21 protein-coding genes and 1 riboswitch are annotated in these 26,379 nt (G+C 70.2%); of the genes, 6 read left to right on the top strand and 15 right to left on the bottom strand.

Translation table 11 applies throughout. From position 1 onward, the window contains the following. Positions 1-12: 12 nt before the first annotated feature. The 11 genes from IEW13_RS13240 to IEW13_RS13190 form a co-directional block, all read right to left on the bottom strand. A complete protein-coding gene (locus IEW13_RS13240) occupies positions 13-459 on the bottom strand; it encodes an SGNH/GDSL hydrolase family protein (protein WP_188551395.1) in 447 nt (148 codons plus the stop codon). A 118-nt stretch (positions 460-577) separates the two neighbouring features. Further along, a complete protein-coding gene (locus IEW13_RS13235; RefSeq protein ID WP_229745161.1) occupies positions 578-1,498 on the bottom strand; it encodes a nitrilase-related carbon-nitrogen hydrolase in 921 nt (306 codons plus the stop codon). Further along, on the bottom strand, positions 1,491-2,453 hold the full coding sequence (locus IEW13_RS13230) for a glycine betaine ABC transporter substrate-binding protein (protein ID WP_188551394.1): 963 nt from the start codon (positions 2,451-2,453) through the stop codon (positions 1,491-1,493). The genes IEW13_RS13235 and IEW13_RS13230 overlap by 8 nt, the downstream gene beginning before the upstream one ends. A gap of 23 nt (positions 2,454-2,476) precedes the next feature. Continuing rightward, positions 2,477-3,247 carry an ABC transporter permease gene (locus IEW13_RS13225; RefSeq protein WP_229745160.1) on the bottom strand — a complete coding sequence of 257 codons (771 nt, stop codon included), beginning with the start codon at positions 3,245-3,247 and terminating at the stop codon, positions 2,477-2,479. Next, the gene (locus IEW13_RS13220) at positions 3,244-4,257 is read right to left on the bottom strand and encodes an ABC transporter ATP-binding protein (protein ID WP_308420828.1); all 1,014 of its coding nucleotides are present in this window, start codon (positions 4,255-4,257) and stop codon (positions 3,244-3,246) included. The genes IEW13_RS13225 and IEW13_RS13220 overlap by 4 nt, the downstream gene beginning before the upstream one ends. Next, positions 4,250-4,897: an ABC transporter permease gene (locus tag IEW13_RS13215; protein WP_188551393.1), complete on the bottom strand. Its 648-nt coding sequence runs from the start codon at positions 4,895-4,897 to the stop codon at positions 4,250-4,252. Before IEW13_RS13215 ends, IEW13_RS13220 begins: the two co-directional genes overlap by 8 nt. A gap of 73 nt (positions 4,898-4,970) precedes the next feature. Next, entirely contained in the window at positions 4,971-5,846 is an 876-nt protein-coding gene (locus tag IEW13_RS13210) for an IclR family transcriptional regulator (protein ID WP_188551392.1), read from the bottom strand. Between the two features lie 182 nt (positions 5,847-6,028). Then, the gene (locus tag IEW13_RS13205) at positions 6,029-6,694 is read right to left on the bottom strand and encodes an isochorismatase family protein (RefSeq protein WP_188551391.1); all 666 of its coding nucleotides are present in this window, start codon (positions 6,692-6,694) and stop codon (positions 6,029-6,031) included. A 31-nt stretch (positions 6,695-6,725) separates the two neighbouring features. Next, on the bottom strand, positions 6,726-8,576 hold the full coding sequence (locus IEW13_RS13200) for a serine hydrolase domain-containing protein (RefSeq protein WP_444544408.1): 1,851 nt from the start codon (positions 8,574-8,576) through the stop codon (positions 6,726-6,728). Positions 8,577-8,783: 207 nt separating this feature from the next. Next, entirely contained in the window at positions 8,784-9,806 is a 1,023-nt protein-coding gene (locus IEW13_RS13195; RefSeq protein WP_188551389.1) for an aldo/keto reductase, read from the bottom strand. 295 nt (positions 9,807-10,101) lie between these two features. Next, positions 10,102-12,603, bottom strand: a complete 2,502-nt coding sequence (locus IEW13_RS13190; protein ID WP_188551388.1) for a glycoside hydrolase family 65 protein — start codon at positions 12,601-12,603, stop codon at positions 10,102-10,104. A gap of 1,192 nt (positions 12,604-13,795) precedes the next feature. Between IEW13_RS13190 and dnaK the strand changes: the two genes are divergently transcribed. The 5 genes from dnaK (at position 13,796) to IEW13_RS13165 (ending at position 19,479) form a co-directional block, all read left to right on the top strand. Further along, positions 13,796-15,670 carry a molecular chaperone DnaK gene (dnaK, locus tag IEW13_RS13185; protein ID WP_188551387.1) on the top strand — a complete coding sequence of 625 codons (1,875 nt, stop codon included), beginning with the start codon at positions 13,796-13,798 and terminating at the stop codon, positions 15,668-15,670. After that, positions 15,670-16,473, top strand: a complete 804-nt coding sequence (locus IEW13_RS13180; RefSeq protein ID WP_188551386.1) for a nucleotide exchange factor GrpE — start codon at positions 15,670-15,672, stop codon at positions 16,471-16,473. Before dnaK ends, IEW13_RS13180 begins: the two co-directional genes overlap by 1 nt. Before the next feature lie 156 nt (positions 16,474-16,629). Continuing rightward, a complete protein-coding gene (locus IEW13_RS13175; protein ID WP_188551385.1) occupies positions 16,630-17,637 on the top strand; it encodes a DnaJ C-terminal domain-containing protein in 1,008 nt (335 codons plus the stop codon). A gap of 73 nt (positions 17,638-17,710) precedes the next feature. After that, a complete protein-coding gene (locus IEW13_RS13170) occupies positions 17,711-18,151 on the top strand; it encodes a heat shock protein transcriptional repressor HspR (RefSeq protein ID WP_188551384.1) in 441 nt (146 codons plus the stop codon). Positions 18,152-18,261: 110 nt separating this feature from the next. After that, positions 18,262-19,479, top strand: coding sequence for an acyl-CoA dehydrogenase family protein (locus IEW13_RS13165; protein ID WP_188551383.1), 1,218 nt, complete (start codon positions 18,262-18,264; stop codon positions 19,477-19,479). Between the two features lie 336 nt (positions 19,480-19,815). On the opposite strand, the gene IEW13_RS13160 is transcribed toward IEW13_RS13165, so the two are convergent. The 4 genes from IEW13_RS13160 to IEW13_RS13145 all read right to left on the bottom strand — a co-directional run bounded on the left by IEW13_RS13160 (position 19,816) and on the right by IEW13_RS13145 (position 24,261). Then, on the bottom strand, positions 19,816-21,123 hold the full coding sequence (locus IEW13_RS13160; protein ID WP_188551382.1) for an MFS transporter: 1,308 nt from the start codon (positions 21,121-21,123) through the stop codon (positions 19,816-19,818). 234 nt (positions 21,124-21,357) lie between these two features. After that, positions 21,358-21,828, bottom strand: a complete 471-nt coding sequence (gene ribH, locus IEW13_RS13155; RefSeq protein WP_188551381.1) for a 6,7-dimethyl-8-ribityllumazine synthase — start codon at positions 21,826-21,828, stop codon at positions 21,358-21,360. Between the two features lie 145 nt (positions 21,829-21,973). Continuing rightward, positions 21,974-23,368 (bottom strand): 3,4-dihydroxy-2-butanone-4-phosphate synthase, encoded by a 1,395-nt coding sequence (gene ribB / locus IEW13_RS13150; protein WP_188551380.1) that lies wholly within the window; start codon positions 23,366-23,368, stop codon positions 21,974-21,976. After that, positions 23,365-24,261: a riboflavin synthase gene (locus tag IEW13_RS13145; RefSeq protein ID WP_188551379.1), complete on the bottom strand. Its 897-nt coding sequence runs from the start codon at positions 24,259-24,261 to the stop codon at positions 23,365-23,367. The genes ribB and IEW13_RS13145 overlap by 4 nt, the downstream gene beginning before the upstream one ends. A 95-nt stretch (positions 24,262-24,356) precedes the next feature. Then, positions 24,357-24,481, bottom strand: a riboswitch (FMN riboswitch). 469 nt (positions 24,482-24,950) lie between these two features. Here IEW13_RS13145 and IEW13_RS13140 point away from each other — a divergent pair. Next, the gene (locus IEW13_RS13140; RefSeq protein ID WP_188551378.1) at positions 24,951-26,375 is read left to right on the top strand and encodes an APC family permease; all 1,425 of its coding nucleotides are present in this window, start codon (positions 24,951-24,953) and stop codon (positions 26,373-26,375) included. Positions 26,376-26,379 lie beyond the last annotated feature (4 nt).

Genomic DNA, 26,379 nt, shown 5'->3' with positions numbered 1-26,379 from the left:
CAACCTCTCCAACTACCGCCTCCGCATGCTCCTCGTCGCAGGCGGACTCAACACGTGATCCCCACCGGAAGTCCGAAGAGCCAGATTGCGGCCGACCTCATCGTGCGCGTTCCAGCCGGAATCGTTCGTCCCGGCCAGGATCACCAGCACATCGGCGTCCACGGGACCTGCCCCCTCCGCCATCTGAGCGGTCGTGGCGCCCCACTGCGCCCAGCCCCCGGCGAACTCGATCTCCTCGCCGACGGCATAGCTCACCCACGACTCCGGGCCGAGCTCTCCGGCGGTGAAGTCCGGGCTGTCGGCCTCGGTGATGGAATCGCCGACCGCGGCCATGCGCACGGCGTCCGCTCCGGGCTCGGGCAGCTCGTCTCCCTGGCTCATCCCGGTGCAGGCGGACAGCAGGAGCGACGCGGTCGTGACGACGGCAAGGGCGGCGGCGCGCTGGTGCAGGAACCTCATGACCTCCACGCTACCGAGAACCGAGGCTCCGAGCAGGGGCCGCGGTCCGTTCGAGAGCACGGCGGTCCGTTCGAGGCGCGGCGGGGCTGTAGGGCCCCGGCATTCCCTCGGTATTCCCTCAGTACTCCTCTGCGGCCAGTGCCGCGGCCTGACGCGCCACGACATCCGCGCGCGACTCCTGGAGCAGCGGCCATCGCCGGCGCAGCAGACGCAGTTCCGCCAGGTCAAGATCGACGTCCAGGTAGCCCGGTTCGGTGCCGAGGGCAGCCATGACTTCGCCGCTGGGGTGGTAGACGCGTGAGCCGCCCCAGAAATCCCGGTTGTTCTCCTGGCCGGACCGGTTGACGAAGACCACATAGGCCTGCAGCACCACCGCCGCGTGCAGCAGCAGCGCCTCCCACGCGCGCGAGGTAGGCACCCCCACCTCGCTCACGGCGCTGTTCGCCGGGACGACGAGGACTTCGGCGCCACCGTGGACCGCGAGCCACGGGACCGCGGGCTGCCAGGCGTCGTTGCAGATCAGAATCGCCATCCGGGTGTCCAGAAGGTCAAAACAGTGCAGCCGGCCGCCCGGCCGGAAGTGCTTGCGCTCCTCCCAGCCTCGGTAGTTCGGCAAGTACATCTTGCGCTGGATGCGCGGGTCCTCGCCGTCCAGCAGTGCGGCGCTGTTGAAGGTGTGATGGCGGAACGCCTCGGCGAACCCGGTGACGACCGCCGGGCCGTGTGAGCCCAGCGCCTGCAGGCGCCTGTCCTGCGGATCCAGCGGAGCGGCGTCGGGCACCTCGCTGAGGTGGTACCCGTGCGTGGCCAGTTCCGGGGCGATCACGAGGTCGCGGTCCCGGGCCCGGCGCACCTCCGCGTCAAGACGCCACAGATTGCCGTCCACATCGCCCAGCACCGGATCGGTCTGCAGCAGCCGCAACCGCAGCGGAGCGGCATCGGCGCCCGGGCGGGCCGGCTGCGTGTCCTCCCCCGCGGGGAGCAAGCCGTCCCCGGCGCCCGCGGCGGGACCGCCGGGCGCCGGCGCGGCGTCAGTCACCGATGAAGCCGTTCTCGCGCAGCCAGTCCGTCACGACCTGCTCCGGCGTGTCACCGTCGACGTCCACCCGGGCGTTGAGTGCCTGCAGGGTGTCGTCGTCCAGGGCCTCGCTCACCGGGGCGAGCACATCGGCGATCTGCGGCGTCTGCTCCAGCACCTCGGACCGGACGGAGACGGAGGGGTTGTACGCGGTGAAGAACTGCTGATCGTCCTCCAGCACCACGAGGTCCAGTGCCGCGTTGCGGCCGTCGGTGGCGAAGACCTCGCCGAAGTTGCACGGATCGGCGTTGTCGACGGAGTTGTAGATCACCCCGAGCGCCAGTTCCGAGGTCGCGCTGCCGGGGAGCTCGAAGCCGTAGGCCTCCTGCAGCCCGGGCCATCCGTCCTCCCGGCCGAAGAACTCCGCAGCGCCGCAGAAGCTGGCGGCCTCGGGGTCCTCGTTGGCCAGCGCCGCATAGTCCGAGAGGGTCTGCACGCCGAACTCCTCGGCGTTCTCGCGGTTCACCGCCACGGCGTAGGTGTTGTTCGCGGGGGACGGCGCGAGCCAGCTGACGCCGTTCTCGGCATCGCGCTCGGCCAGGGTCTCGTACAGTTCCTGCGGGTCGCTCGGCGCCTCGGTCTCACCGAGGTAGTTGATCCAGCCGGTGCCGGTGTACTCCCAGTACAGGTCGATGCTGCCGCCTTCAAGTGCCGCCCGGACGGTGTTCGAGCCGGACATGCCGCATTCGCGGCCGGCCTCGGCGCCGGCGGACTCCAGCGACTGCGCGGCCAGCTCGCAGAGGATCAGCTGCTCGGTGAACTCCTTCCCGCCCACGGTGAGGGTGACGTCGCTCAGATCCCCGGCTTCGGCGAGCGAACCGGCGGACACGCCGGTCGGCGGGGCGTCGCCCAGGCCGCAGCCGGCCAGGAGAGTACCGCCGGCGAGCACGGCGATCAGCGGTAGAGGGGTACGCATGATGGTCCTTCTTCCTGTCATTGTCAGATTCCCTTCGGGCTCAGATAACGCTCGGCGATTCCCGCCAGCCAATCGATCAGCAACGCCAGCGCGATGGTCAGGAGGCAGCCGGCCAGGAGGACCGGCATGCGGTTGAGCGCGATGCCCGATTCGATGAGATCGCCCAGGCCGCCTGCGCTCGTGTAGGTCGCCAGCGTCGCGACGCCGACGTTGAGGATGAGGGCCACGCGAATGCCGGCCAGCATAATCGGCACCGCCAGGGGCAGCTCCACGGTCCACAGGATCCTGGCCGGGCTCATGCCCATGCCGCGGGCGGCGTCGACGACCGCCGGGTCCACCTGCTGCAGGCCGACGATCGTGTTCCGCAGGATCGGCAGGAGGGCGTAGAGGACGAGGGCGATCACCGCCATCTGGAACCCGACCCCGTAGAGCAGCGCCAGCAGCACCAGGATGCCGATGGAGGGCACCGCCTGGCCGGCGTTGGCGACCAGCAGCACGGGCGGGGCGAGGAACGCCGCTTTCCGGCGGCTCAGGAGTACGCCGAGGGGAACGCCGATGAGGACCACCGCGACCGTGGACGCGGCCACCAGGCGGATGTGCTGACCGGTCTTGGTCAGGATGTTCTCCGCGGTGAGCTGCCGCGCCTCGATGCTGTCCAGGGACGCCACCTGGATGTAGATCAGGACGGCGGCGACGAGCGCGGCCGATACCAGCGGCAGGAGCCAGAGGCTCGTCCCGTCCCGCGTGCCCGAGAGCGCCGCGTGCCGGGTGACGCCCTGTGCCGGGGCGCTCACTGCGCTCCTCGTCCGTCGTGGAGCTGCCGGCCGTGCGTGGCCGCGAAGAGCATCTGCTGCACCGAGAACGAGGTGCCTCCGGCCACCTCGACGCGCTCGGCACCGGCGGCGAGCATCCGGTCCAGCACGGCGGCGACCGTCTCCTCCGGCGCGGCCGGAACGACGGAACCCGCCGCCGACTCCGGCCCCGGCGCGGCCGGCAGATCGCTCATCCGCAGCAGGGACAGGCGGCGGATCGCCGCGCGCTCGCCGATGAAGGACCGGACGAAGTCATCGGCCGGATTCGCCAGGATCTCCAGCGGGGTGTCGAACTGCGCCAGGCGCGAGCCCTCGGCGAAGATGGCGATCCTGTCGCCCAGGCGCAGGGCCTCGTCGATGTCGTGGGTGACGAAGACGATGGTCTTGCGGATCCGCTGCTGCAGCTGAAGGAGCTCCTCCTGCAGCCGGTCGCGCGTGATCGGGTCGATCGCCCCGAACGGCTCGTCCATGAGCATGACGGGAGGGTCGGCGGCGAGCGCCCGGGCCACGCCGACGCGTTGCTGCTGCCCGCCGGAGAGCTGCTTGGGATAGCGCCGCCGGTACTCCTCCGGGTCCAGGCCCACCAGGTGCAGCAGTTCGTCCACCCGCGCGGCGATCCGCGTCCTGTCCCAGCCGAGCATGCCGGGGACGAGACCGATGTTCTGGGCGATCGTCATATGCGGGATCAGGCCCACCTGCTGGATGACGTAGCCGATTCCGCGGCGCAGCTGATCCGGGTCCGCGGCGGCGGCGTCCTTCCCGTCGATCAGGATGCGTCCTCCGCTGGGCTCGATGAGCCGGTTGATCATCCGCAGGGTGGTGGTCTTCCCGCATCCCGAGGGGCCCACGAGCACGACGAACTCGCCGCGGCGGATGCTCATGTCCAGGGGGCGGACGGCATCGGCGCCCGCATGGGGGAAGCGTTTGGAGACGCCTTCCAGGCGGATCATCACATCGGCGTCGTCGCGGGCGGGTGCGTGGAGATCAGACATGCAGGCCTCGTGGGGTGGTGAGTGTGCGGATGACGATGAACATGAGATCCAGCACGGCGGCGACGATCACGATGGCGACCACGCCGCTGAGTGCTTCGTTGAGGGCGTTGGCACCGCCCATGCGAGCCAGGCCGCGGAAGATCAGCTCGCCCAGGCCGGGACCGTTCACGGCGGCGCCGATGGCGGCGGTCGCGACCACCATGATCGTGGCGACGCGGATGCCGTTCAGGATGACGGGCCAGGCCAGCGGGAGGCGCACCCGCAGCATCCGTGCGGTCGCGCCCATGCCCATGCCCCGTGCCGCGTCGACGACGCCCGGGTCCACGGAGTCGAGTCCGGTGACGGCGTTGCGGAAGATCGGGAACACCGCGTACACGGTCAGGGCGAGGATGGTGGGCGTCACGCCCAGACCGAAGAGCGGGATGAGCAGGCCGAACAGGGCGAAGGAGGGGATCGTGAGCAGGGTTCCCGTCAGTGAGAGGAGACCACCTCGCAACCGGGGCGTCCGCTCGGTGGCGGCCGTCAGCGCCAGCGCGAGGGCGGTGGCGATGAGCACCGCGATCAGGACCACCTGAACGTGCTGGAACAGCAGGAAGGCGATGCGTTCCCAGTGCTGGGCGACATAGGCGAAGAAGTTCATCTGACCTCGTGGGGGCTCGATGGCATGACGGGGGAGCGGTGGTCCGGCCGGGCGCGTGGACGCGCGGAGAGGTTCACACGGACGGTGCGGGCTGGGGCGCGCCCGGTTGGTGTCCCTGCTGATGACTGCCGGGCTGGAGCGGGGGTGGTATGACCGGGATCCGGTCGGTGGATGCGGAGGCGGGCGGGGGAGCCGCGAAGGCGCGGGAGAGGTAGGCGGTGGCCTGGCTAACATGCCGGCCCGCGTCCTCAAGCCGGTCGTGCAGACGATAGCGCGGGCCCGAGACGTTGATGGCGGCGATGATGCGGCCGTTGGCGTCGCGGACGGGTGCGCCGACGCCGGCCAGGCCGTCCTCGAATTCGTCGACCGCGATGGCGTAGCCGCGTTCACGGGCTGCGGCGACGCGTTCGATCAGCTCGGCCGCCGTGGCCGGGGCCTGCGGTCCGGCGCCGGGTTCGACGCCCGCGGCGAACATGCCTTCCAGTTCCTCCGCCCGGTGGTCGAAGAGCAGTGCGCGGCCGGAGGACGTGCAGGAGATCGGCGAAAGACGTCCGACCCAGTTGACGGTCTGCACGGCGTGCCCGGAGCCCTCGGTGAGGACGGTCAGGACCGAGGAGTCGCGCCGGACGGACAGGTGCACGCGCTCGTCGAGGCCGCGGGCGAGCTTGCGCATGACCGGAGGGGCGAGCATCAGCAGCCGCTGGTCCCCGGCCTGCGCGGCCACGGAGAAGAGCCGCCAGCCGAGCCGGTGCCTGCCAGCGGGGTCGCGTTCGACGAGACCGAGTTCCACGAGCGGTTTGAGCTGCCGCGAGACGACGGATTTCTCCCGTTCGATGGCCCGGCCCAGCTCCGCGACGGTCAGCCCGGCCGGCTCCGCGTGCGCGGACGCGGCCAGGGCGTCCAGGACAGCGAGGATCTTCTCGGCTGCGGAGGTGTGGGTCTCGGGCATGCCGACAGTATCCCGGCGGCGATGCATTCCCCGCAATTCGACGTTGCGATTTTTGCAACGTCAGTCGGGCTGCGTGGTCCTCCCCCCGCGGTTCACACGACCGTCGCACCGGCCGGAGAGCAGGGTTGTCCGCTCAATCGGCGGCCCCAGATCGGGTGCGCGGCGCAGCCTGCCGCCAGGACTCAGGCCGTCGTCTCGTCGTGGAGCTCGGCCCCGGCGGCGCGCAGCTCCTCCAGCGCGTTCGTGCTGGCCTGGCCGTCCACGCCCGCGACCAGGTCGGTGAGGACCCGCACGCGAAGGCCGGCGCCCAGGGCGTCCAGCGACGAAGCGCGCACGCAATGGTCGGTGGCGATACCCGCGACATCGACGTGCTGCACGCCCAGCCGTTCCAGCAGAGCCGCCGGAGAGAGGCCGATCAGTTCCTCGCCGCCGGCCGCAGCCAGCAGCTCCGAGCCGCCGGCCGGTGTGACCGCCGCGACGGAGCCCTCGAAGAGCGAGTACGCCGGCTCCCCCTGCCCCTTGTGGACGTGCACGTCGACGTGGTCTGTGGACAACGCCGGGTGGTACTCCGCGCCCGCGCTGCCGGCGACGCAGTGCACCGGCCAAGTGTCGGTGAAGTCGGGCTCGGCGGAGAAGTGGCCGCCGTTGTCGCTGCCGGCGTCGTGCCAGTCACGGGAGGCCAGCACCAGGTCGTAACGCTCGGGCGCTTCGATCAGGAGCCGGCTCAACCGCGTGGCGACCTCCGCGCCGCCGCTGACCGCCAACGCGCCGCCCTCCGTGAAGTCGTTCTGCACATCGACGATGAGCAGGGCCGTCCTGCCTGCGCCGGACTCAGCGGGTTCAACCATGGGGTCCCCTTCCGAACCTGCTTTTTCGCACCTACAGCGAGATGTTCACGAGGGTGCACGCCTTGGCCCCAGCGTAGTCCCGGGGCGCCGTGAGCTCGAGGGTCAGATGCCAGATGCTGGTGCCGAAACGCACCTCGGCGGTCCCCCAGGATTCGCCGGTGGCGATGTACCGGCCGAGCTCGGGCTCGCCGAGGGTGCGGGCCACCCGTGCCGCCTTGACCAGGGAGACGAGGTCCGCCCCGGCGAACTCGACCTCGCGCGGCCAGAGGAAATCGAACCCTGCCAGCGCCTCGGTCATCCGCGCGAAGGCGCGGTCCACCGCCGGATGCGGCGCGGGATACGACTCCACCGTCAGGGACTGCACCTGGCCGAGCGGGTTCAGGCTCGCCATCGCGCGCCGCCAGCCGTGCTCGCCCTGCACCCGCCAGCTGACCCGTGCCGGGCTCAGGTAGCGGACGTCCTCCACCGGGCCGGGTGCGCCGACGACGGTACGGGACCGGGCCAGGAGGTCGTGCCGCTCGCCGCGGGGGACATCGGCGTCCATATTGGCGCTGAAGAGGGCATCCGCCCGGGCGTCGTCGAAGTCGGCGATGAGCGCCTCCATCACCTGCGGCAGTTCCGGCAGCTCGGGCCACAGCTGGGCGTGCTGAGCAGCGGCCGGCCGCCATTCGCGCGCCGCGCTGATCTCCCGTTCCGGGACGCGGGGCCGGTTTTCGGCCCGGCTGAGCGTATCGGCGAATCCGCGTTCCAGCAGTGCCTCCATCGGTGCCCGGCTCAGCCCCGCCAGCGCGATCACCCCCAGACCCGCANTCGGTGCCCGGCTCAGCCCCGCCAGCGCGATCACCCCCAGACCCGCACCGGTGTGCCAGCGCATGGAGGAGCCGAAGCCCGGGTAACCGCCGGAGTGCCATACCGCGGTGCCGGACCGGGAGTCCTCCGCGCTGCGCACACCGAATCCGTAGGCGTGCACCTGTGCCACCGCGGTGCCTGCTGCGATGTCGAAGCGGTTGCGGACCTCGATCAGGCGGTGCGCCGCCTGCAGTTCCTGGCGCTGGGCGCGGCTGAGCGGATGCGCCGGCGCCTGCGTGCCGGTGGGGCCGGGCAGGCCGTCTTCCGACTCCGGCATGTTCGGCAGCTCCGCGGGTGGCCTGGACGCGGAGCCCGCATCGCCCGGTCGCGGCTCGACGCTGTCGGGCACCGCGATGACGCCGGCGCCGTGGCCGGCGGCCATCAGCCCGGACACCCACACGCTCAGATCCTCGACGCTGGAGTAGAGGCCGCCGATGGCGGAGAACGCGCCGGGCCCGGTGGGCTTGAGGTCCTCCAGCGTGTCGTCCGGGCGGCGACGCCGGCCGGTCGCGAACTCCGGGGCGGGGAGGCCGGCATCGGCACGGCGGCGGCGCACGTTATCGGCGGAGAAGCCGGTCGAGTGCAGTCCCAGCGGGTCCAGGATCTCCGCGGCGATGAGTTCGGGGAGGGAGCGTCTGCTGGCTTCCTCCAGGACGCGTCCGGCGATGGCGTAACCGAGGTTGGAGTATTTGAAGCGGGTGCCGGGCTCGGCGATGAAGCGGATGCCGCTGCCCAGGAGCCGGTCGAAATCCTCGGGACTGGTGGCTTCGAGGCGGTCGGCCCAGGGGTCGTCGGTGGGCAGCCCGGCCTGCATCGAAAGCAGCTGCCGCATGGTCAGCCGCGCGGGCCGGCCGTCGGGCAGACGGAGCTGACCGGCGGAGGGGAGCATCCGCTCGACGGGCTCGTCGAAGCCGAGCGTGCCGCGGTCGCGCAGCAGGAGCGCGGCGGCCGCGACGAACGATTTGGTCATCGAGGCGATCCGGAAGACCCGGTCGGGCTGCGCGGCGTGCACCAGCCGGCCCTCGGCGATCACGCCGTAGGCCAGGTCCACATCCGGCTGGGCCTGCCGGAACTCCTCCAGGGGTGCGGTCAGCGGGGCGTAGTCGATCACCACGCCAGCCTACTGCGCCCCGAGCGCTACCGGCCCCAGCCGCCAGGCGCACGGCATGCCCGGACGGTCAGGGCGGGCTTCCGGTTCCGTGCGCCGCGGATGCTATCGCCGTGGTTCAGGCGCCGTGCCTCAGGCGGCGCCGATGAGTCCCTCACGCCCGCCGGAGACCCAGGACGGGTCGAAGGAACGGTCACCGCGGACCTCGGCGGCCAGTCCGTCCAGGACCGAGCTGGCCTCGGCGTCGAGTTCCGCGGTCAGCCCGGCCAGGAGCTCGTCGAAGTGGTCGGTGTACCGGGTGCCCGGGATGGTGGACAGGGCCACACCCAGCGACCCGGCCTTGGCGTAGAGCCAGGCGAGGGACAGGGCCGCGGCGGGGACGCCGAGGCGGCCGGCCTGCTCGCGGAGCCGGCCGGCGAGCGCGTCGTTGTGCGGCAGGTTCTCCGCGGCAAACCACGGGAAGGCCAGCCGGGTGTCGCCCTCGCCGATCTGATCGGGTGAGAACCGGTCGGTGAGCAGCCCCCGGCCGACGGGCGAGTAGGCGACGAACCCGATTCCCAGCTCGGCGAGCGTCGGCAGCACGTACCGTTCCACGTCCCGGGCGAGGACGCTCCACTCGCTCTGCACCGCCGCCAGCGGGTGGACGGCGTGGGCGCGCCGGATCTCCTCCGCGGTCGCCTCGGAGAGGCCGATGGTGCGGACCTTGCCGGCCTGCACCAGCTCGCCCAGCGCGCCGGCGCTCTCCTCGACCGGCACGTTGGGGTCCACGCGATGCAGGTAGTAGAGGTCGACGTAATCGGTGCCGAGCCGCTGCAGGCTCAGATCGATCTGCTCCTTGATATACGCGGCGTCGCCGCGGGCGGTCCGCTTGCCCACGCCGCCGCCAGGCACGATGCCCACCTTGGTGGCGATGGTGAACTCCTCGCGGCGGCCGGCCAGGAACGTGCCCAGGATCTGCTCGGAGAGCCCGTTGCCGTAGAGGTTGGCCGTGTCGATGAATGTCACGCCGCGCTCGCGCACATCTTCCAGCAGCCGCAGCGACTCGGCCTCGCCGATGTTCCCGTAGGTACCGGCGATGGACATCGCGCCGTAGCCGAGCGCGTCGGCGGTGAGGTCGGGACCGAGCTGGACGGAGGGGATGGCGGGGGCGGGCATAGGTTCCCTTTCATGCAGGGCGCTTTTTTCGCAGGGGCGCTCCGGGAGTGCCTGGCACCCCGCGGGTCCTGCGCCGGCGCTGTTCTGGTCGTGACGGTCGTGTGGCGGTTGGTGCCTGTAGCGGAAGCCGTTCCCATCATGCCCCATCGCGGCTTCGCGCCGTTCGGGAAGATCACACACTGAGTCATGCGAGCACTGCCGGCCGGGCCCCGGCACGGCCTGCGCCTGCGCGCACCGGCAATGCCCGCGAAGGAAGCGTGCGCGGCAGGCGAGCGCAGCATGAAAGCGGGCCGGGTCAGTCCTCGAAATCCCAGTCGTCGGCGGAGATCGTCGGGATGGAGGCGGTGACGACGGAACCGTCGGCACGCAGCGCACCCTCGAAGTCGTGGGCGGTGGGCGGATCCTGGCTGATCCGGGGCCCCTGGTGCTCCAGCGGCACGCTCGCGCCGGAGCCGGGCAGGATGTCAACCGGCACGCCGCGCACTGAGACTGATACCGCCGGGCCGTAGTCCAGCGCGAAGTCGATCCGGTCCTGCCGCACGGTGACGGTGATGCGCGACTGCCGCACCGCCAGCCGGAACTGCAGTCGCGTCCAGTCCTCCGGAAGGCGCGGGTCGAAGCTGAGGTCACCGTGGTGGTCCCGCATACCGCCGTAACCGTTGACCAGTGCCATCCAGATACCGCCGGTGGAGGCCACGTGCACCCCGTCGGAGGTGTTCCGGTGCAGATTGGACAGATCCACGTACAGAGCATCCTCGAAGTACTTCGAGGCCAGCCGGTGGTAGCCCACCTCAGCGGCGACGATCGACTGCACCACGGCCGAAAGCGTGGAGTCGCCGGTCGTGAGCGCATCGTAGTACTCGAAGTCGCGGCGCTTCTGCTCGGCCGTGAACTCGTGGCCCTGGAGCAGCAGCGCCAGCACCACATCGGCCTGCTTGAGCACCTGGAAGCGGTAGATCACGAGCGGGTGGTAGTGCAGCAGGAGCGGCCGCTTCTCCGGTGGCGTGTGCTCCAGATCCCACATCTCCTTCTCCAGGAAGCGGGCGTCCTGCGGGTGGATGCCGCGGAAGGCGTCGAAGGGGATCTCCATCGCCTCGGCCGCCGCGCGCCAGTCCTCGACCTCGCGGTCCTCCAGCCCGAGCCGGGCCACCAGCCGCCCGTAGGCGTGGGGATCCTCGGCCTGCAACCGCCGGCAGACATCGGCGGCAGCCAGGAGGTTCGCCTTCGCCATCACGTTCGTGTAGAGGTTGTCGTCCACGACGGTGGTGTACTCGTCGGGACCGGTGACGCCGTCGATGTGGAACTTCCGGTCCCCGTTGGTGCGCCAGAACCCGAGGTCCTCCCACAGCCGGGCGGTCTCGACCAGCACATCCGCCCCGCCGCGCTTGAGGAACTCGTGATCCCCCGCGGCGTTCACGTACTGCATGAGCGCATGGGCGATGTCCGCATCGATGTGGTACTGCGCGGTGCCGGCGGCGTAGTAGGCGCTGGACTCCTGCCCGTTGATGGTCCGCCACGGGAACAGCGCGCCGCGCTGGTTGAGTTCCCGCGCTCGGTCGCGGGCTTCGTCCAGCATGCCGACTCTGAAGCGCAGCAGGTTCCTGGCGACGTTCGGCATGGTGTAGCTCAGGAACGGCATCACGTAGATCTCGGTGTCCCAGAAGTAGTGGCCGCCGTAACCTGAGCCGGTCATCCCCTTGGCGGGGACGCCCTGACCGTCCGAGCGCGTGGATGCCTGGGCCAGCTGGAAGAGGTTCCACCGCACCGCCTGAAGGGTCTCGGGCTGGCCCTCGATCTCCACGCCGCAGCGGTCCCAGAACTCGTCGAGCCAGGCCCGCTGCTGTGCGAACAGTTCCGGTACGCCGGTCTCCAGAGCGCGGTCCAGCGTGCGGCTGCAGCGGTCGGCCAGCTCGCGGGTCGGCACGCCGCGGGAGGTGTGGTAGCTGATGAACTTGGTCAGCCGGATGCGCTTGCCGGCCCGGGCGCGCACCCGGTAGACGTGCTTGGCCAGGTCGTCGTCGATGTCGGCGCTCTGATCCCAGTCGTTCTCGGTCTCCAGGCGGTGATGCATGCCGACCACCACCGTCATCAGCGATCTGTTGGCCCGGTAGCCGAGCATCGCCCGCTCATTCGTGATGCGCTGGAGCTGCGGGACGAGGACGCGTTCCTCAATGGCTTCGGCTTTACGCGGGTCGAAGCCACCGAGTTCCTCGGCCGGGGGCGGGGCGTGGTACTCGTCCTCGGAATCCTGCCGGTTGAGGATCTGGCTGGACAGGACGATGGACGCATCGGCGTCCAGCACTGTGACGTCGTACTCGATCAGCGCCAGGTGCCGCTCGGTGAAGGACACCATCCGGCGGGACTCGATCAGCACGCGTTTGCCGCCCGGCGTGCACCATTCCACCTCGCGGCACAGGTAGCCCTCCCGGAACTCCAGCCTGCGGGTATACCGGAGCAGATCGGCCTCGGTCAGGACGAAGGGCTCGTCGTCCACGTAGAGCCGGATGATCTTGGAGTCCGGCACGTTGACGATGGTCTGGCCCACCCGCGCGAAGCCGTAGGCCTCCTCGGCGTGACGGATCGACCAGGTCTCGTGGAAGCCGTTGATGAAGGTGCCGTACTCGTGGCCCTTGCGACCCTCGTCCCAGTTGCCGCGCATGCCCAGGTAGCCGTTGGCCACGGAGAAGATCGTCTCCGCCTCTGCCTGCCCCTTGGGGTCGAAGGCGGCTTCCACGAGGGCCCACTCGTCCACCGGGTGGGTGTGCCTGTTGAGACCGGGGACCGCGCCGAATGCCATGGTGACTCCTCAGCCGGCTCGCGGGCGCACAGCGATCAGGTGCCCGAGCCGCGATGCGTGTACGAAGGTGCTGTACGAAGGGCGCCGCAACAGGGAAGGCGGCTCATGTGTGACTGACTGTCCGTGTCGGTAACTGTCGGTAACTGTCGGTACTCGACGAGGATACACGCTTTGCACCGCCGGTTTCCGCTCGCCGGCTTCGCGTGCTGTGCTCCCACCGCCCTTCCTGCAGGCTCGCGTTCCAGCTCCCTGCCGCCCGCGCTTGTGCCCGCGCGGCTCCACCGGCCGTATCAACCATGTGACGACCACCGGGCGAGCATGCGCACGGGGGCCACCAGGCGCGAAACGACTACTTAGTGACAGGACCACACCGTAGACGGTGGTGTTCTGTCACTAAGCGTGTGTTTTGCGGGCGGGGGCGGTGCTGCGCCGCCGTGCTGCCGTCACCCGCCATGCCAGCACCGGCTGTGCTGTCGGCGCGGCGGGACTAGCAGCACCGACCGTGCTGCTGGCGCTGGCCGGACTAGCGACACCCGTCGTGTGCGATGCGGGACCGCAGCCTCGCGGGGTAGGGCCGCGAGGTGCCGAGCAGCGTCATGGTGTAGGGCCGCGGGGTGCCGGGCAGCCGAGCGGGGTGGGCCGCGGGGTGCCGGGCAGCGCCGCGATGCGCAGTGTGCCGCCGGCTCTGGCTCGGCTGGAAAACGCGGATGTGTTGCCAGAACACACTGGTAGTGACAGAACCACACCGTAGACGGTGGTGTTCTGTCACTAAGCGTGTGTTTTGCGGGCGTGCTGTGTCGCCGTGTTGCGTCGCCGGGCGATGTGGCATCGCGTGTGCTGTGCTGGGCGGACCCCGGGCCGGAGTGGGGGTGAAGGGCAGTAAGCGCAGTGGAAGTAAGGGGCGGTAAGCACGGGGGCGGTAAGCGCAGTAGTGAAGGGCGGTAAGTGCGGTGGGGGTAAGGGACGGTAAGCATGGGGGCGGTAAGCGCAGGGGGAGTGAAGGGCAGTAAGCGTAGTGGGAGTAAGGGGCAGTAAGCGCTGCGGGATCGAGGGCAGCGGGAATAAAGTAACGGGCAGTGAAGTTGAGTCAGGCGTACGCAACTTTTATGCCAATGGATTTGACAGGTCCCTCGGGTGAGCGAAGACTCGAGGGCAACCGACTTAAGACCGACAAGAGAAGGAGGCGCCTCGTATGGGACGCGCAGTAGGAATCGACCTGGGTACGACCAACTCCGTGGTGGCGGTGCTCGAAGGCGGCGAGCCGAAGGTCATCGCCAACGCCGAGGGTGGTCGCACCACGCCGTCCGTCGTGGCGGTGGCGAAGAACGGTGACAGCCTGGTCGGCGAGATCGCCAAGCGTCAGGCCGTGACGAACGTGAAGAACACGGTGACCTCCGTCAAGCGGCACATGGGAACGGACTGGAAGACCGAGATCGGCGGCAAGACGCTGACCGCCCCGGAGATCTCCGCCCGTATCCTCCAGAAGCTCAAGCACGACGCCGAGGCCTACCTCAACGAGGATGTCACCGACGCGGTGATCACCGTGCCGGCGTACTTCAACGACGCCGAGCGCCAGGCCACCAAGGACGCCGGTGAGATCGCCGGCCTGAACGTGCTGCGCATCATCAACGAGCCCACCGCCGCGGCTCTGGCCTACGGCCTGGAGCGCGGCAAGGAAGACGAACTCATCCTGGTGTTCGACCTCGGCGGCGGCACCTTCGACGTGTCCCTGCTGGAGGTCGGCAAGGACGAGGACGACTTCTCCACCATCCAGGTGCGCGCCACTTCCGGCGACAACCGCCTCGGTGGCGACGACTGGGACCAGCGCGTGGTGGAGTGGCTGCTGGAGCGCGCCAAGGAGGAGGCCGGCGTCGACCTGAAAGACGACGCCACCGCCCTGCAGCGCCTGAAGGAGGCCGCGGAGCAGGCCAAGAAGGAACTCTCCTCCGCCACCAGCACCAATATCTCCCTGCAGTACCTCACCATGGGCGCTGACGGCCCGGTGCACCTGGAGGAGACCCTCACCCGCGCGAAGTTCGAGGACCTGACGAAGGACCTGCTGGAGCGGACCAAGAAGCCGTTCCACGCCGTCATCAAGGACGCCGACATCAAGGTCTCCGACATCGACCACGTCGTCCTCGTCGGCGGCTCGACCCGTATGCCTGCCGTCAGCGAGGTCGTCAAGGAGCTCACCGGGGGCAAGGAGCCCAATAAGGGCGTGAACCCGGATGAGGTGGTGGCCATCGGCGCCGCCGTGCAGGCCGGTGTGCTGAAGGGCGAGCGCAAGGACGTCCTGCTGATCGACGTCACGCCGCTGTCCCTGGGCCTGGAGACCAAGGGTGGCGTGATGACGAAGCTGATCGAGCGGAACACGCCGATCCCCACCAAGCGCAGCGAGACCTTCACCACGGCGGAGGACAACCAGCCGAGCGTGTCCATCCAGGTGTTCCAGGGCGAGCGCGAGTTCACCCGGGACAACAAGCCGCTGGGCACCTTCGAGCTGACCGGGATCGCGCCGGCCCCGCGCGGTGTGCCGCAGATCGAGGTCTCCTTCGACATCGACGCCAACGGCATCGTGCACGTGTCCGCCACGGACAAGGGCACCGGCAAGGAGCAGTCGATGACCATCACCGGCGGTTCCGCGCTGCCGAAGGAGGACATCGAGCGGATGGTCCGCGAAGCCGAGGAGCACGCGGAGGAGGACAAGCGCCGCCGTGAGGCCCAGGAGACCCGGAACAACGCCGAGCAGCTGGCCTACTCCACGGAGAAGCTGCTGAGCGAGAACGAGGACAAGCTGCCCGAGGACGTCAAGACCCAGATCAAGGGCGACGTCGAGGCGGTCCGCGAAGCGCTCAAGGGCGAGGACGACGAGGCGGTGAAGTCCGCCTACGACACGCTCGTGCAGAACCAGAGCAAGATCGGCGAGGCGATCTACTCGCAGGGTGCCGCTGCCGGTGGCGCCGATGCCGGTGCCGCCGCTGACGGGGGTGACTCCGGTCAGGAGGGCGGCTCCGATGAGGACATCGTCGACGCCGAGGTCGTGGATGAGGACGAGGAGAAGAAGTAATGGCTGAGGAAGAGAACGGCGGCTTCTCCTTCAGCGACAAGCGCCGCATCGACCCGGAGACCGGCCAGCCCCGCCCGGCGTCCGCCGGCGACGGCGGCCAGGCCTCGGCCGGCGGCCAGGCCCCGGACGCCGATGCCGCTCCGTCCGGCCAGGGCGGGGCACCCTCCGCTCCGTCCGGCCAGGGCGGGGCACCCTCCGCCGGGGCCCCCGCAGGCGGGTCGGCGGGCGGGGACGACAGTGCCGCGCCCGCTGCGCCGTCGGGGCCGGGCACGGCTGCGGACGCGCCGGGTCAGGCCGGGCCGGACATCGTCCCGGACGACGTGTCCGGTCTGGACGACCTGCCCCCGGCGCAGGAGGAGCCTGCGGCCGCGCAGGATCCCCATGCGGTGCTGGCGGAGGAGCGGCTGAACGATCTGAAGCGGATCAACGCCGAGTACGCCTCCTACCGGGCCCGCGCGGCCCGCGACCAGGAGGCGGCCAAGGCCAGCGGCGTACTGGAAGTCGTCGAAGCGCTCATCCCGGTACTTGACGAGGTGCGCCTGGCTCAGGAGAACGGCGATGTGACGGGTCCGTTCGAGACCCACACGCAGAAACTGTTCGAGGCGCTCGCCAAGGTGGGCGTGGAGCAGTACGGCGCCCCGGGCGAGGAGTTCGACCCGGCCGTGCACGAGGCGCTCATGCAGCAGCCGTCCTCCGAGGTGGAGGTGACCACCATCTCGGTGGTGATGCAGCCGGGTTACCGTCTCGGCGAGCGTGTCGTCCGGGCCGCGCGGGTGGGCGTGCTGGCGCCGGAGGACGACTGAGCGGTGACGACTGAGCGGTACTGAGCGGTTGATCGCGCCGGCCGCCACGCGGGAGGTCCCAGGCCTCTGCGCGGCGGCCGGCCGGATCCGCCAGGCCCTCGCACCGCCGACGGGGACGACAATCGAGGACAGAAAAAAGCAGAAGGGAGGTGTCAGGTGAACACCGGACCACAGAACGACTGGTTCGAGAAGGATTTCTACGCCACGCTCGGCGTCAGCAAGGACGCCTCCGAGCAGGACATCAAGAAGGCCTACCGCAAGCTGGCCCGGAAGCACCATCCGGACACCAACCCGGATGACAAGGCCTCCGAGCGGAAGTTCAAGGAGATCGGCCAGGCCTACCAGGTGCTGTCCGATCCCGAGGCACGCAAGCAGTACGACCAGGTCCGGGCCATGGGCTCCGGCGCGCGGTTCACCGCCGGCAGCGGCGGCCCGAGCGGTGGCGGCGGCTTCGAGGACGTCTTCAGCGACCTGTTCAATCGCGGCGGGTACACCACGCGGCGTACCGGTGGATATACCACCAGGGGGCCCGGTGGCGCCGGCACCGTCCCGCCCGATCTGTCGGACCTGCTCGGCGGCTTCGGCGGTTTCGGGCAGGCACCCGGCCCGAGTAAGGGCCGTGACGTCACCGCCCGTACCCGGCTGAGCTTCACCGAGGCCATCAACGGCTCCACGGTGAAGCTGACCGGCCAGGACGGCTTCCAGGTGACAATGCGGACTCCGCCGGGAGTCAAGGACGGCCAGAAGATCCGCCTGCGGGGCAAGGGCCGGCCGAGCCCCGACGGCGGAGCCCCCGGAGATCTGGTCGTGACCGTGGACGTCGACCCGCACCCGGTCTTCACCCGGGACGGCGACAATCTGCGGATCACCCTTCCGGTGACGTTCGACGAGGCGGCGCTGGGCGCCCAGGTGCGGGTGCCGACGCTGGGCGGCCAGCCGGTCACGCTGAAGATCCCGGCGGGGACGCCATCCGGTCGTGTGCTGCGGCTGCGGGGCAAGGGCGTCAAGACCAAGGACCGCACCGGCGACCTGCTCGTCACGGTCGAGGTCGTGGTGCCCCAGAACCTCAGCGGCAAGGCCAAGACCGCGGTGGAGGACTTCGCCAAGGCAACCCAGGGCGAGGATCCCAGGCGCGATCTGTACTCCCGCGCGCGGGCCAGCTGACGCCCGCGCGGGGGTGAGGGCTGGCGGGCCGTCCGCCGGCCCCGGGGGAGGACTTTTCGGAGGGAGGCTTCGAATGCACATCGACCGGCACTCACCGGTGTACGTGATCTCGGTGGCGGCCGAACTTGCCCGGATGCACCCGCAGACCCTGCGCCAGTACGACAGACTGGGGCTGGTCTCGCCGCGGCGCACCGCCGGGCGCGGGCGCCGCTATTCGGCCGACGACATCGACCGGCTCAGGGAGATCCAGCGGCTCTCGCAGGACGAGGGGATCAACCTGGCCGGCATCAAGCACATCATGGAGCTGGAGAACCGCGTGCAGGAACTGCAGGCGGAGGTCGCCGAGCTCCGGGACCGCCTCGACCGCGCAGAGAGCGCAGCCGGCGCCAGCCGCCGCATTTTCGCCGCGGCCGCCTCGGGCGATGTCACCACCGTGCGCCCCGGCCAGCGCCCCACGGTGCAGCGCTCCGCCGCGCTGGTGCGGTGGACGCCGTTCCCCTCGCAGTTCCGCTGAGCGGCGGCCGTTGCGTCGCGAGCGCGTCCCGGGCGCTGCCGCAGGTCTCCTGATCACAGTAGATTGGGAGGCACTCATCGGCGCCGACGACGGAGAGGGCGGAACGGGAAATGAGCGAGCGCATCCAGCCGGTAGGGACCGCAGAGCCGGAGTACCGGCTGTGGGAGCCCCTGGACCCCGACGCCGCAGGCGTCTTCAAGGGGATCCCCGAGGAGGACCGCGCCTACTGGGAACGGGCCCGTGCCTTCGTGCAGGACGAGGTGGCGCCCGTGATCGACGGCTACTGGGAGAAAGCGGAGTATCCCGTTCACTTCGTCCGGCGACTCGGGGAGCTCGATCTCCTGCGCGACGGCGCCGATGTCCCAGGCAAGCCTCCGCAGAGCCCGCTGGCGGCCAATCTGGTCCAGATGGAACTCAGTCGCGGCGACGGCTCCGTGGGCACCATCGTCGGCGTCCAGGGTGCCCTGGCACTGCGGTCCATCGCCCTGCTGGGCTCGGAGACGCAGAAGGAACGCTGGCTGCCGCCGCTGGCCGAGGGCACCGTCATGGGCGCCTTCGCGCTCACCGAGCCCACCCACGGCTCTGATTCCGTGAGCCTGGAGACGACGGCGCGGAGCGTCGAGGGCGGTTACGTTCTCAACGGGCACAAGAAGTGGATCGGCAACGGCAACCTCGGCGGGGTGTCCGTCGTCTGGGCCCGCGGCGACGACGGGCAGGTGCAGGGTTTCCTGGTGCCGCAGGACGCCGAGGGCTACACCGCGGAGGTCATTGCCGGGAAGGCCTCGCTGCGGGCCCTGTGGCAGACGTTCATCACCCTGGACGAGGTCTTCGTCCCCGAGGACGCCCGGCTGGAGAACGCCAACAGTTTCAAGGACACCGCGCGGGTGCTCAAGACGACCCGGCTGGGCGTGGCGTGGTCCGCGCTCGGGCATGCCACCGCGGCCTATGAGACGTCGGTGCACTACGCTCGGCAGCGGATCCAGTTCGGCCGGCCGCTGGCGGCCTCCGCCATCGTGCAGGAGCGGCTCAGCCGGATGCTCAGCGCGCTCACCGGGCTGCAGACCCTGCTGATGCAGCTCACCCGCCAGGATGTGGCGGGCGACCTCAACGGAGCACAGGCCGCGCTGGGCAAGTACACCGCCACCCGGACGGCGCGGGAGATCGTCGCCAATGCGCGCGATCTGCTCGGCGGCAACGGGATCCTGCTGCAGTACCGGGTGGCGCGGCACTTCGCCGATGTCGAGGCCCTGCACACCTACGAGGGCACCGAGACGGTGCAGGCCCTGCTGATCGGCCGCGACATCACCGGATATTCGGCGTTCGCCTGAAGCAGACCGGTCGTTCCGTGCCGAGACGACCTGCCCTGTTCCTTGGTGGAAGCCCACGCCTGATTTCGACACTCATCGCCTGTGTGAGGTGCGCTCACGCCGCGTGAGTGCACAACCCGGAATGTGGTCCACCCGCAGTTACGTCGTCACTGCGCCCGTATATCGTCGCTGCCCATGCCTGGGAAGTGACGACCTACGGGCGCGCTGACGATGTAAGGCCGCATCCGCCTGCGGCTGTGTGGAAACCCGCGTCTGGTTCGAAACTCCACGCGTGATCGGTGGGTGTGCGGGTGGATTTGTGAGCCGTCGTGGATTTGAGGTCGGTGCCGGCTCCGCTCAGCGGTTGCGCAGCGTGGCGCCGATCAGGCAAACGGTCATGATCGCGAGCAGCCCCAGTTCCAGGCCGAGCGGTGCCACCCAGTCGCCGGCCGCGCTGTGCACGCCGCCGAGCACCGGGGGACCGAAGGCGGCGACGGCGTAGCCGACGGCATGCATGAGCACGGAAAGGCTGGCGGCCTGAGCGGCGCTGCGCGAGATCTGCGCGATCACGGTCAGCAGCACCGTGAAGATCCCCGCCTGCGCAACCCCGCCCAGGGACAGCCAGAGCCACCACAGCTGCGGCAGGAACAGCAGGCCCAGCGGCACCGAGAGCCAGCAGGCGGACATGAAGGCAGCGGCACCGGTCGCGCCCAGCAGCCGCATCAGCAGCGGTGTGCCGATGGCGCCGGCGATGGCCACGCCCTGGAAGATCGACGCCGCCGATCCTGCCTGTACGGTCCCCATCCCGGCGGTGTCGCTCAGGATCGAGGGCAGCCAGGCGGAGAAGGCGTAGTAGGAGAAGGACTGGGCACTGAAGGCGATGGCCAGCAGCCATCCGGTCAGGCTCCTCCAGGCCGGACGGAAAGGACGGGTGGTGCGGTCCTCAATCCGGGGCGGCCCGGCCCCGGCGTCGTCGGCAGGCTCTGCCAGTCCGTCTGCGGGCGCGGGACTCGCCGGGCTATGGTCGGCATCGGCATCGGCATCGGCATCGGCATCGGCATCGGCATCGGCATCGGCGTTCGCGGGCCGGCGGCCGGGCCCGCCCCAGCCGAAGGCGGGCGTCCAGACGATCGCGGCGAGCACCGCCATGACCGCCCAGGCGCTCAGCGCCAGGCGCCAGCCCAGCAGTTCCGCCAGCGGAGCCATGCCGATCGTGACCGTCATGGTGCCGATGTTCATCGCCGCGACGTACACGCCCATCACCAGCCCGATGCGCTCCCGGGGGATGTCCCGGTGCACGATGATCGGGACGACGATGTTGCCGATCGCGATGGCGGCGCCCATCATGACCGTGCCGGCGAACGCGGTCTCGGGTCCGCCGAGGGACCGCAGGATGGTGCCGAGCAGGACGCCGCAGATGGTCCCGGCGACCGCGCGTTCGGGGCCGGTGCGCCCGATCAGCGCCGACGAGAACGGCGTGAGCACCGCGAAGCACAGCACCGGGATGCTGGTGAGCAGTCCGGCGGTCGCCGCGCTCACGCCCAGGCCCGCCTGGATGTCCTGCATGACGGGAGCCAGCGCGACGAAAGGCGCACGCAGATTCAGGGCGAGCAGGACGAGCGCGGCGAGGACCAGCAGGAAAGGGGCGTTGCGACGGACGGGCACGGGGCCGATTATCCCAGTGCCGGACCGCCCGATGCGGTGCGGGGTGGCGGCAACCGCCGCCCTGCGCGGTGCCCGTCACCAGCCCCTTCGATACCGGCAACCTTGGCAGTGCCGCTGCGAGCCACCGGACCGCGGGGCGTTGAACTCACCAGGAATCAGCGCATCGCTCCTGGAACGGGTGAACAGAGCGGCCGGTCGCTCCGCCTGCCGAAAGGGAGCGCGGAACTCTGCCGCTCAGAGGTCCTGAAGCGCCTGAGCGGTCGCCAGCGCCGCCACCGTCGCCTCGTGGCCCTTGTCTTCACGTGAACCGGCAAGGCCGGCCCGGTCCAGGGCCTGTTCTTCGTCGTCGCAGGTGAGCACCCCGAAGCCGATGGGGGTGGAGGTCGCCAGCGTCGCCTGGGTCAGACCCGTGGTCGCCGCCTGGCAGACATAGTCGAAGTGGGGAGTTCCGCCGCGGATCACGACGCCCAGCGCCACCACCGCATCGGCGTCCCGCGCGGCCTCCTGCGCGGCGAGGGGCAGCTCGAAACTGCCCGGCACCCGGAGCACCCGGACCTGGTCCTCGGCCAGGCCCGCCTCGCTCGCGGCGCGGAGGGCTCCGGCGATGAGGCCGTCCATGACCTGCTGATGCCACTGCGCGGCCACGATGACCAGGCGCAGGGAGGAATCGTCGATGCTGATGTGCGGGGCGCCGTGACCGGCCATGGGTGCTCCTGTTCCTTCGGTTCGTCTGCGGGGGTTCGTCTGCTGGTTCGGCTGTGCGGGTGGGCTCGTGTCACAGCTCGGCGTGGCGTTCGGTGATCACCGCCGGCGCCAGGGTGCGTGGGTGCGTCAATGTGTGCGGGCGGCCTTATGCCAGGCCGCTGAGTTGGTGGTGCATCCTGTCCCGTTTGGTGGTCAGGTACCGGGCGTTGTCCGGGCGCGCGGGGACCTCCAGCTGTTCCGTCGCGGCCACCTCGATGCCCAGGCCGCGCAGCGCCCGTTCCTTGGCGGGATTGTTGCTCAGCAGCCGGATGCGGGTCTGCCCGAGCGTGCGCAGGATGACCGCGGCGGCCTCGTAGCTGCGGGAGTCCTCGGGCAGACCCAGGCGGAGATTCGCATCCACCGTGTCGTAACCCTCCTCCTGCAGGCGGTATGCCGCGAGCTTGTTCACCAGGCCGATGCCCCGTCCCTCGTGGGCGGCCATGTAGATGAGGGTGCCGCCCTCGCCGGCGATGCGGGCGAGCGCCTCGTGCAGCTGCTCGCCGCAGTCACACCGGTACGAGCCGAAGACGTCGCCGGTCAGGCACTCGGAGTGCACGCGGACCAGGGGAAGGGCGTCGGCGGCGGCGTCGCGTGCCTCTCGGCTCAGGCTCAGGTACTCGTGCGCGCCGATGCGCCAGGCGCGGGCGTGGAAATCGCCGTGGGCGGTCGGCAGGCTCACCGTCGGTGGCAGGGCTGGCAGCGAGGCATCCGGGTCCGCAGCCGATGCCGTTGCAGGTGCCAGGGTCGGTTCTGCGCCTGGCCGCATGGCACCGTCGGAGGCGGCTGTCGTCGCCGGGCGAGGCGCTGGTGCGATGGTGTCCGCACCGCCGGAGTCGAGGTGGACCGGCGGCGGGGACGCATCGGTTCCCGGTGTGGTGCTGCTCGCCGTGTCGGCGATGGTCTGCAAATGGCCGGCGAGCTGCTCGATGCTGATGAGCGGCAGGTCGTGCTCGGCGGCGAATTCCTCCAGGGCCGGCAGCCGCATCATCGATCCGTCGTCGTGGACGAGTTCGGCGATGACTCCGGCCGGTTGCAGGCCCGCCAGCCGGGCCAGGTCCACGGCGGCCTCGGTGTGGCCGGGCCGTTCCAGGACGCCGCCGTCACGGGCGATCAGGGGGAAGATGTGACCGGGCCGGACCAGGTCATCGGCGGTGGTGAGGGGATCGGCCAGGAGGTTCACGGTGCGGGCCCGGTCGGCGGCGCTGATGCCGGTGGAGACGCCCTCGCGGGCATCGCAGCTGAGCGTGTACGCCGTTCCGCGCGGATCCTGGTTCTGGGCGACCATGGGCGGCAGCTCGAGGCGCTCGGCGTGGTTCCGGGGCAGCGGCGCGCAGACGACCCCGGAGGAGTAGCGGATCATGAAGCCGAGCGACTCGGCGGTGGCGGTCTGCGCGGCCATGATCAGGTCGCCCTCGTTCTCGCGGTCCTCGTCGTCGACGACCACGACGAGCCCGCCGCGGGCGATCTGGGCTACCGCCTGGTGCACGGTGCTGAAGCTCATGCCCGCACCTCCCCGGTTCCGGCGGACGCATCGGCGCGTAACCCGTCCCCGGTGGCGAGCGAGACGTCCCCGGCGGGGACGTGATCGCCGGGTGGCTCCGTACCGGGTACGACGCGCGGCACATCGGTGCTGGTGGCTGAGATGTCGCGAGAGGAGGCGTGGCCGCCGGGAATCTCATCGCCACCTGCGGGCGGCGTGGCTGCGGGCCGTGGCGCTGCCGGGGCGAGACCGGGGCCTCCGGTTGCGGTGTGGAAGAGGAAGAGCCGCTGGGCGTGCTTGGCGAGCACATCGGCCTCGACGTTGACCTCCTCGCCGGGACCGGCTTCGCCGAAGGTCGTGGCCGCGAGCGTCGCGGGGATGAGCCCGACCTCCACCCAGGCGGGGGAGGCGTGCGGCGGGCTGACGGCGGTCAGGGTCAGGGAGACTCCCTGCAGGGCGATGGAGCCTTTCTCCACCATGAGCGGCGCCAGGTCCTCCGGGATCTCCACCCGGACGCGCCGCCAGCTGCCGTACTCCTCGACTTCGGCGATCCGGCCGATGCCGTCGACGTGGCCCTGGACGATGTGCCCGTCGAGGCGTCCGTGCGCCGGAAGGCAGCGTTCCAGGTTGACCCGATGGCCGGGGGCGAGCCGGCCGAGAGTGGTGCGGGTGAGGGTCTCGCCCATCACATCGGCGGTGAAGAGGTGCTCGCCGTCGCGGGGGTGCACGGAAGCCCTGTCATCCAGCGGGACGCCGGCGGGAACCGCGGTGAGGCAGACGCCGTTGACCGCGAGGGAGCCGCCGCCGGGAAGATCCTCCAGGATAGCGCCGGCGCGCACCGTGATGCGGGCGCTGCCGCCGAGGTCCTCGATCCGAACGACCGAACCCAGCTCGGCGATGATGCCTGTGAACACGTCTCCTCCTTAGCTCGCCGGGAGAGAGGAGACAGCGGGCGCCCGGCAGGGGCGCCTACGGACGCGCGGGCACGCCTACACGGGTGCGCTCGTGCGCCATGTTCCTCCCATCCAGGCTTTCACTGTCGGTCTCGGAATCTCACCGAGTCCACCGCCTGCGCTGCAGACGGGTCGCGGACTATACCGCCGGCACGGAATCTCACCGTCCCCGGAACATGTGCCTTTCACTATAGGAGACGTGCACCCCGGAGCACCAGGGCATGCGTCGCACGGCGACATCTGCGACTCCCCGAGGAGGCTTGATGGTGGTGGCCCGTGCGGCCGTCTCAGCGCAAGCGGCATGCCCATCCGGGTAGGGATCGCCGGGTGCGGTGGCACGAGTGCCGCGGGGCTTCGGCCGCGGGTGTTCTGACCTCGTCCGCAAGCGGCGCGGCCGGGCGGGGTCACCCCCGGAACTGACCCGACTGCGGGCATGACGCTGCAAGGGCGTGCGAGAGTGTCCTACGGCGTGGGGGCGCCGGTTAGAACAGGGCTCTTTGTTCCAGGCGAGCAGCAGGACCGGCAGGTGGTGTTGTCTCCCGGGGGATCCCTCCGGTACGGGCGGCCCTGGTGAGGGCGCCCCCGTGACGCGGATCACGGCATATGGTATGTTTTCCGAACCAAAAGAGTATTCCGGGAGGGACGGAACCATGACCGACCTGAAACAGACCCTGGGAACATGGCAGCTGCTGGCCTTCGGCGTCGCGGGTGTCGTGGGGGCGAGCTGGATCTACACCAACTCCGCGTTCTTCGATCTGTACGGAGCCGGCGGCGTCCTGATCGGGCTTGCCATCGGTGTGGCGCTCGCGGCGTGCATCGCCTCTGCCTACTCCCGGTTCACCGCCGTGTTCCCGCGCGCCGGCGGCGAGGTCGTGTTCGCCTACGCCACGCTGGGACGCGGCGCGAGCTTCCTGACGGGATGGATGCTCCTCGGCGCCTATGTCTCCTCCCTGGCCTTCTACGTGACCGCCTTCGGCTACCTGCTGGGGAACTTCTTCCCGTGGATGAACACCATCCCGCTGTACACGATCAACGACGAGACGGTGTACCTTCCGGTGCTCGCCGTTGGCGTGGTGCTCACGCTGGTGTACTTCACCCTGAACTGGTTCAGCGTGAAGATCGGCGCGCAGGTGCAACTCCTGATGTTCCTGGCCATCATCGCCGGCGGGCTGGCGCTCGCCGTGACAGGTTTCAGCGCGGGCTCGCCCGGTAACCTGATCCCCGCCTTCGGCCCCGAGGCCGCGCCGTTCGCCGACACTATGCGGTTCGTGATCCCGGGAATGACCTTCCTGGCCGGTTTCGGGCTCGTCGCCGTGCTGGCGGAGGACGCCCGCATCGCGCCGGCCAAGACAGGCCGCCTGGTGGTACTGACGGTGCTCCTCGCCGGCGGCTTCTACCTCCTGGTCCTGCTGGCGACGGCATGGGTCCTGCCGTGGCAGGAGGTGGCCGCGATGGATCTCGGGACCGTCGATGCGTTCCGTGCCGCAGGGTTCCCCGCGCTGGGCGCGGTGGCCTATCTGATCGCCGTGCTGGGCTTGCTGACCAGCTTCCTAGGTCTGTTCGTGGCATGCTCGCGCGTCATGGTGGCGATGGGCCGCGCCGGTCTCCTGCCCTCGGCGCTGGCGGCGGTGCATCCCCGGCGAGGCACGCCGCACATCGCACTGGTGTTCGTCACCGTCATCACCCTCGCGCTCGGTTGGCTGGGCCCGGGCGCGGTTACGTGGTTCCTCGATACCGGGGGCATCTATCTCGGCGTGGTGTGGATTGCCGTGACCCTGGCTTACTATCGCGCCCCGCGCCGGTACCCGCAGGTCCGTGGAGCGACGCCCTGGTGGGAGAATGCGCTGCCCGGGATCGGCGCCGCCGGGGCGCTGTTCGTCATCGTGCTCGCCCTGCTCCCCGGAACGGGTTCATCACTGGTGTGGCCCGCGGAGTACATCATCCTGCTCGCATGGCTGGCCCTGGGCTTCGTGCTCTACCTGGGCGGCGCCCGGAAGCCGGATGCGGAGGCTCTGCAGTCCCTGACCGGCTCGACGGCAGCGGGCGCTGACCGGCGCGGGGGCCATGAAGGCTGAGGGG

Origin of the sequence: Sediminivirga luteola (assembly GCF_014639315.1) — a bacterium.
In the GTDB taxonomy this organism is placed as follows: Bacteria; Actinomycetota; Actinomycetes; order Actinomycetales; family Brevibacteriaceae; genus Sediminivirga; species Sediminivirga luteola.
Note: the sequence above shows the minus strand (reverse complement) of the source record. Positions and strands in the feature narration are given on the sequence as shown.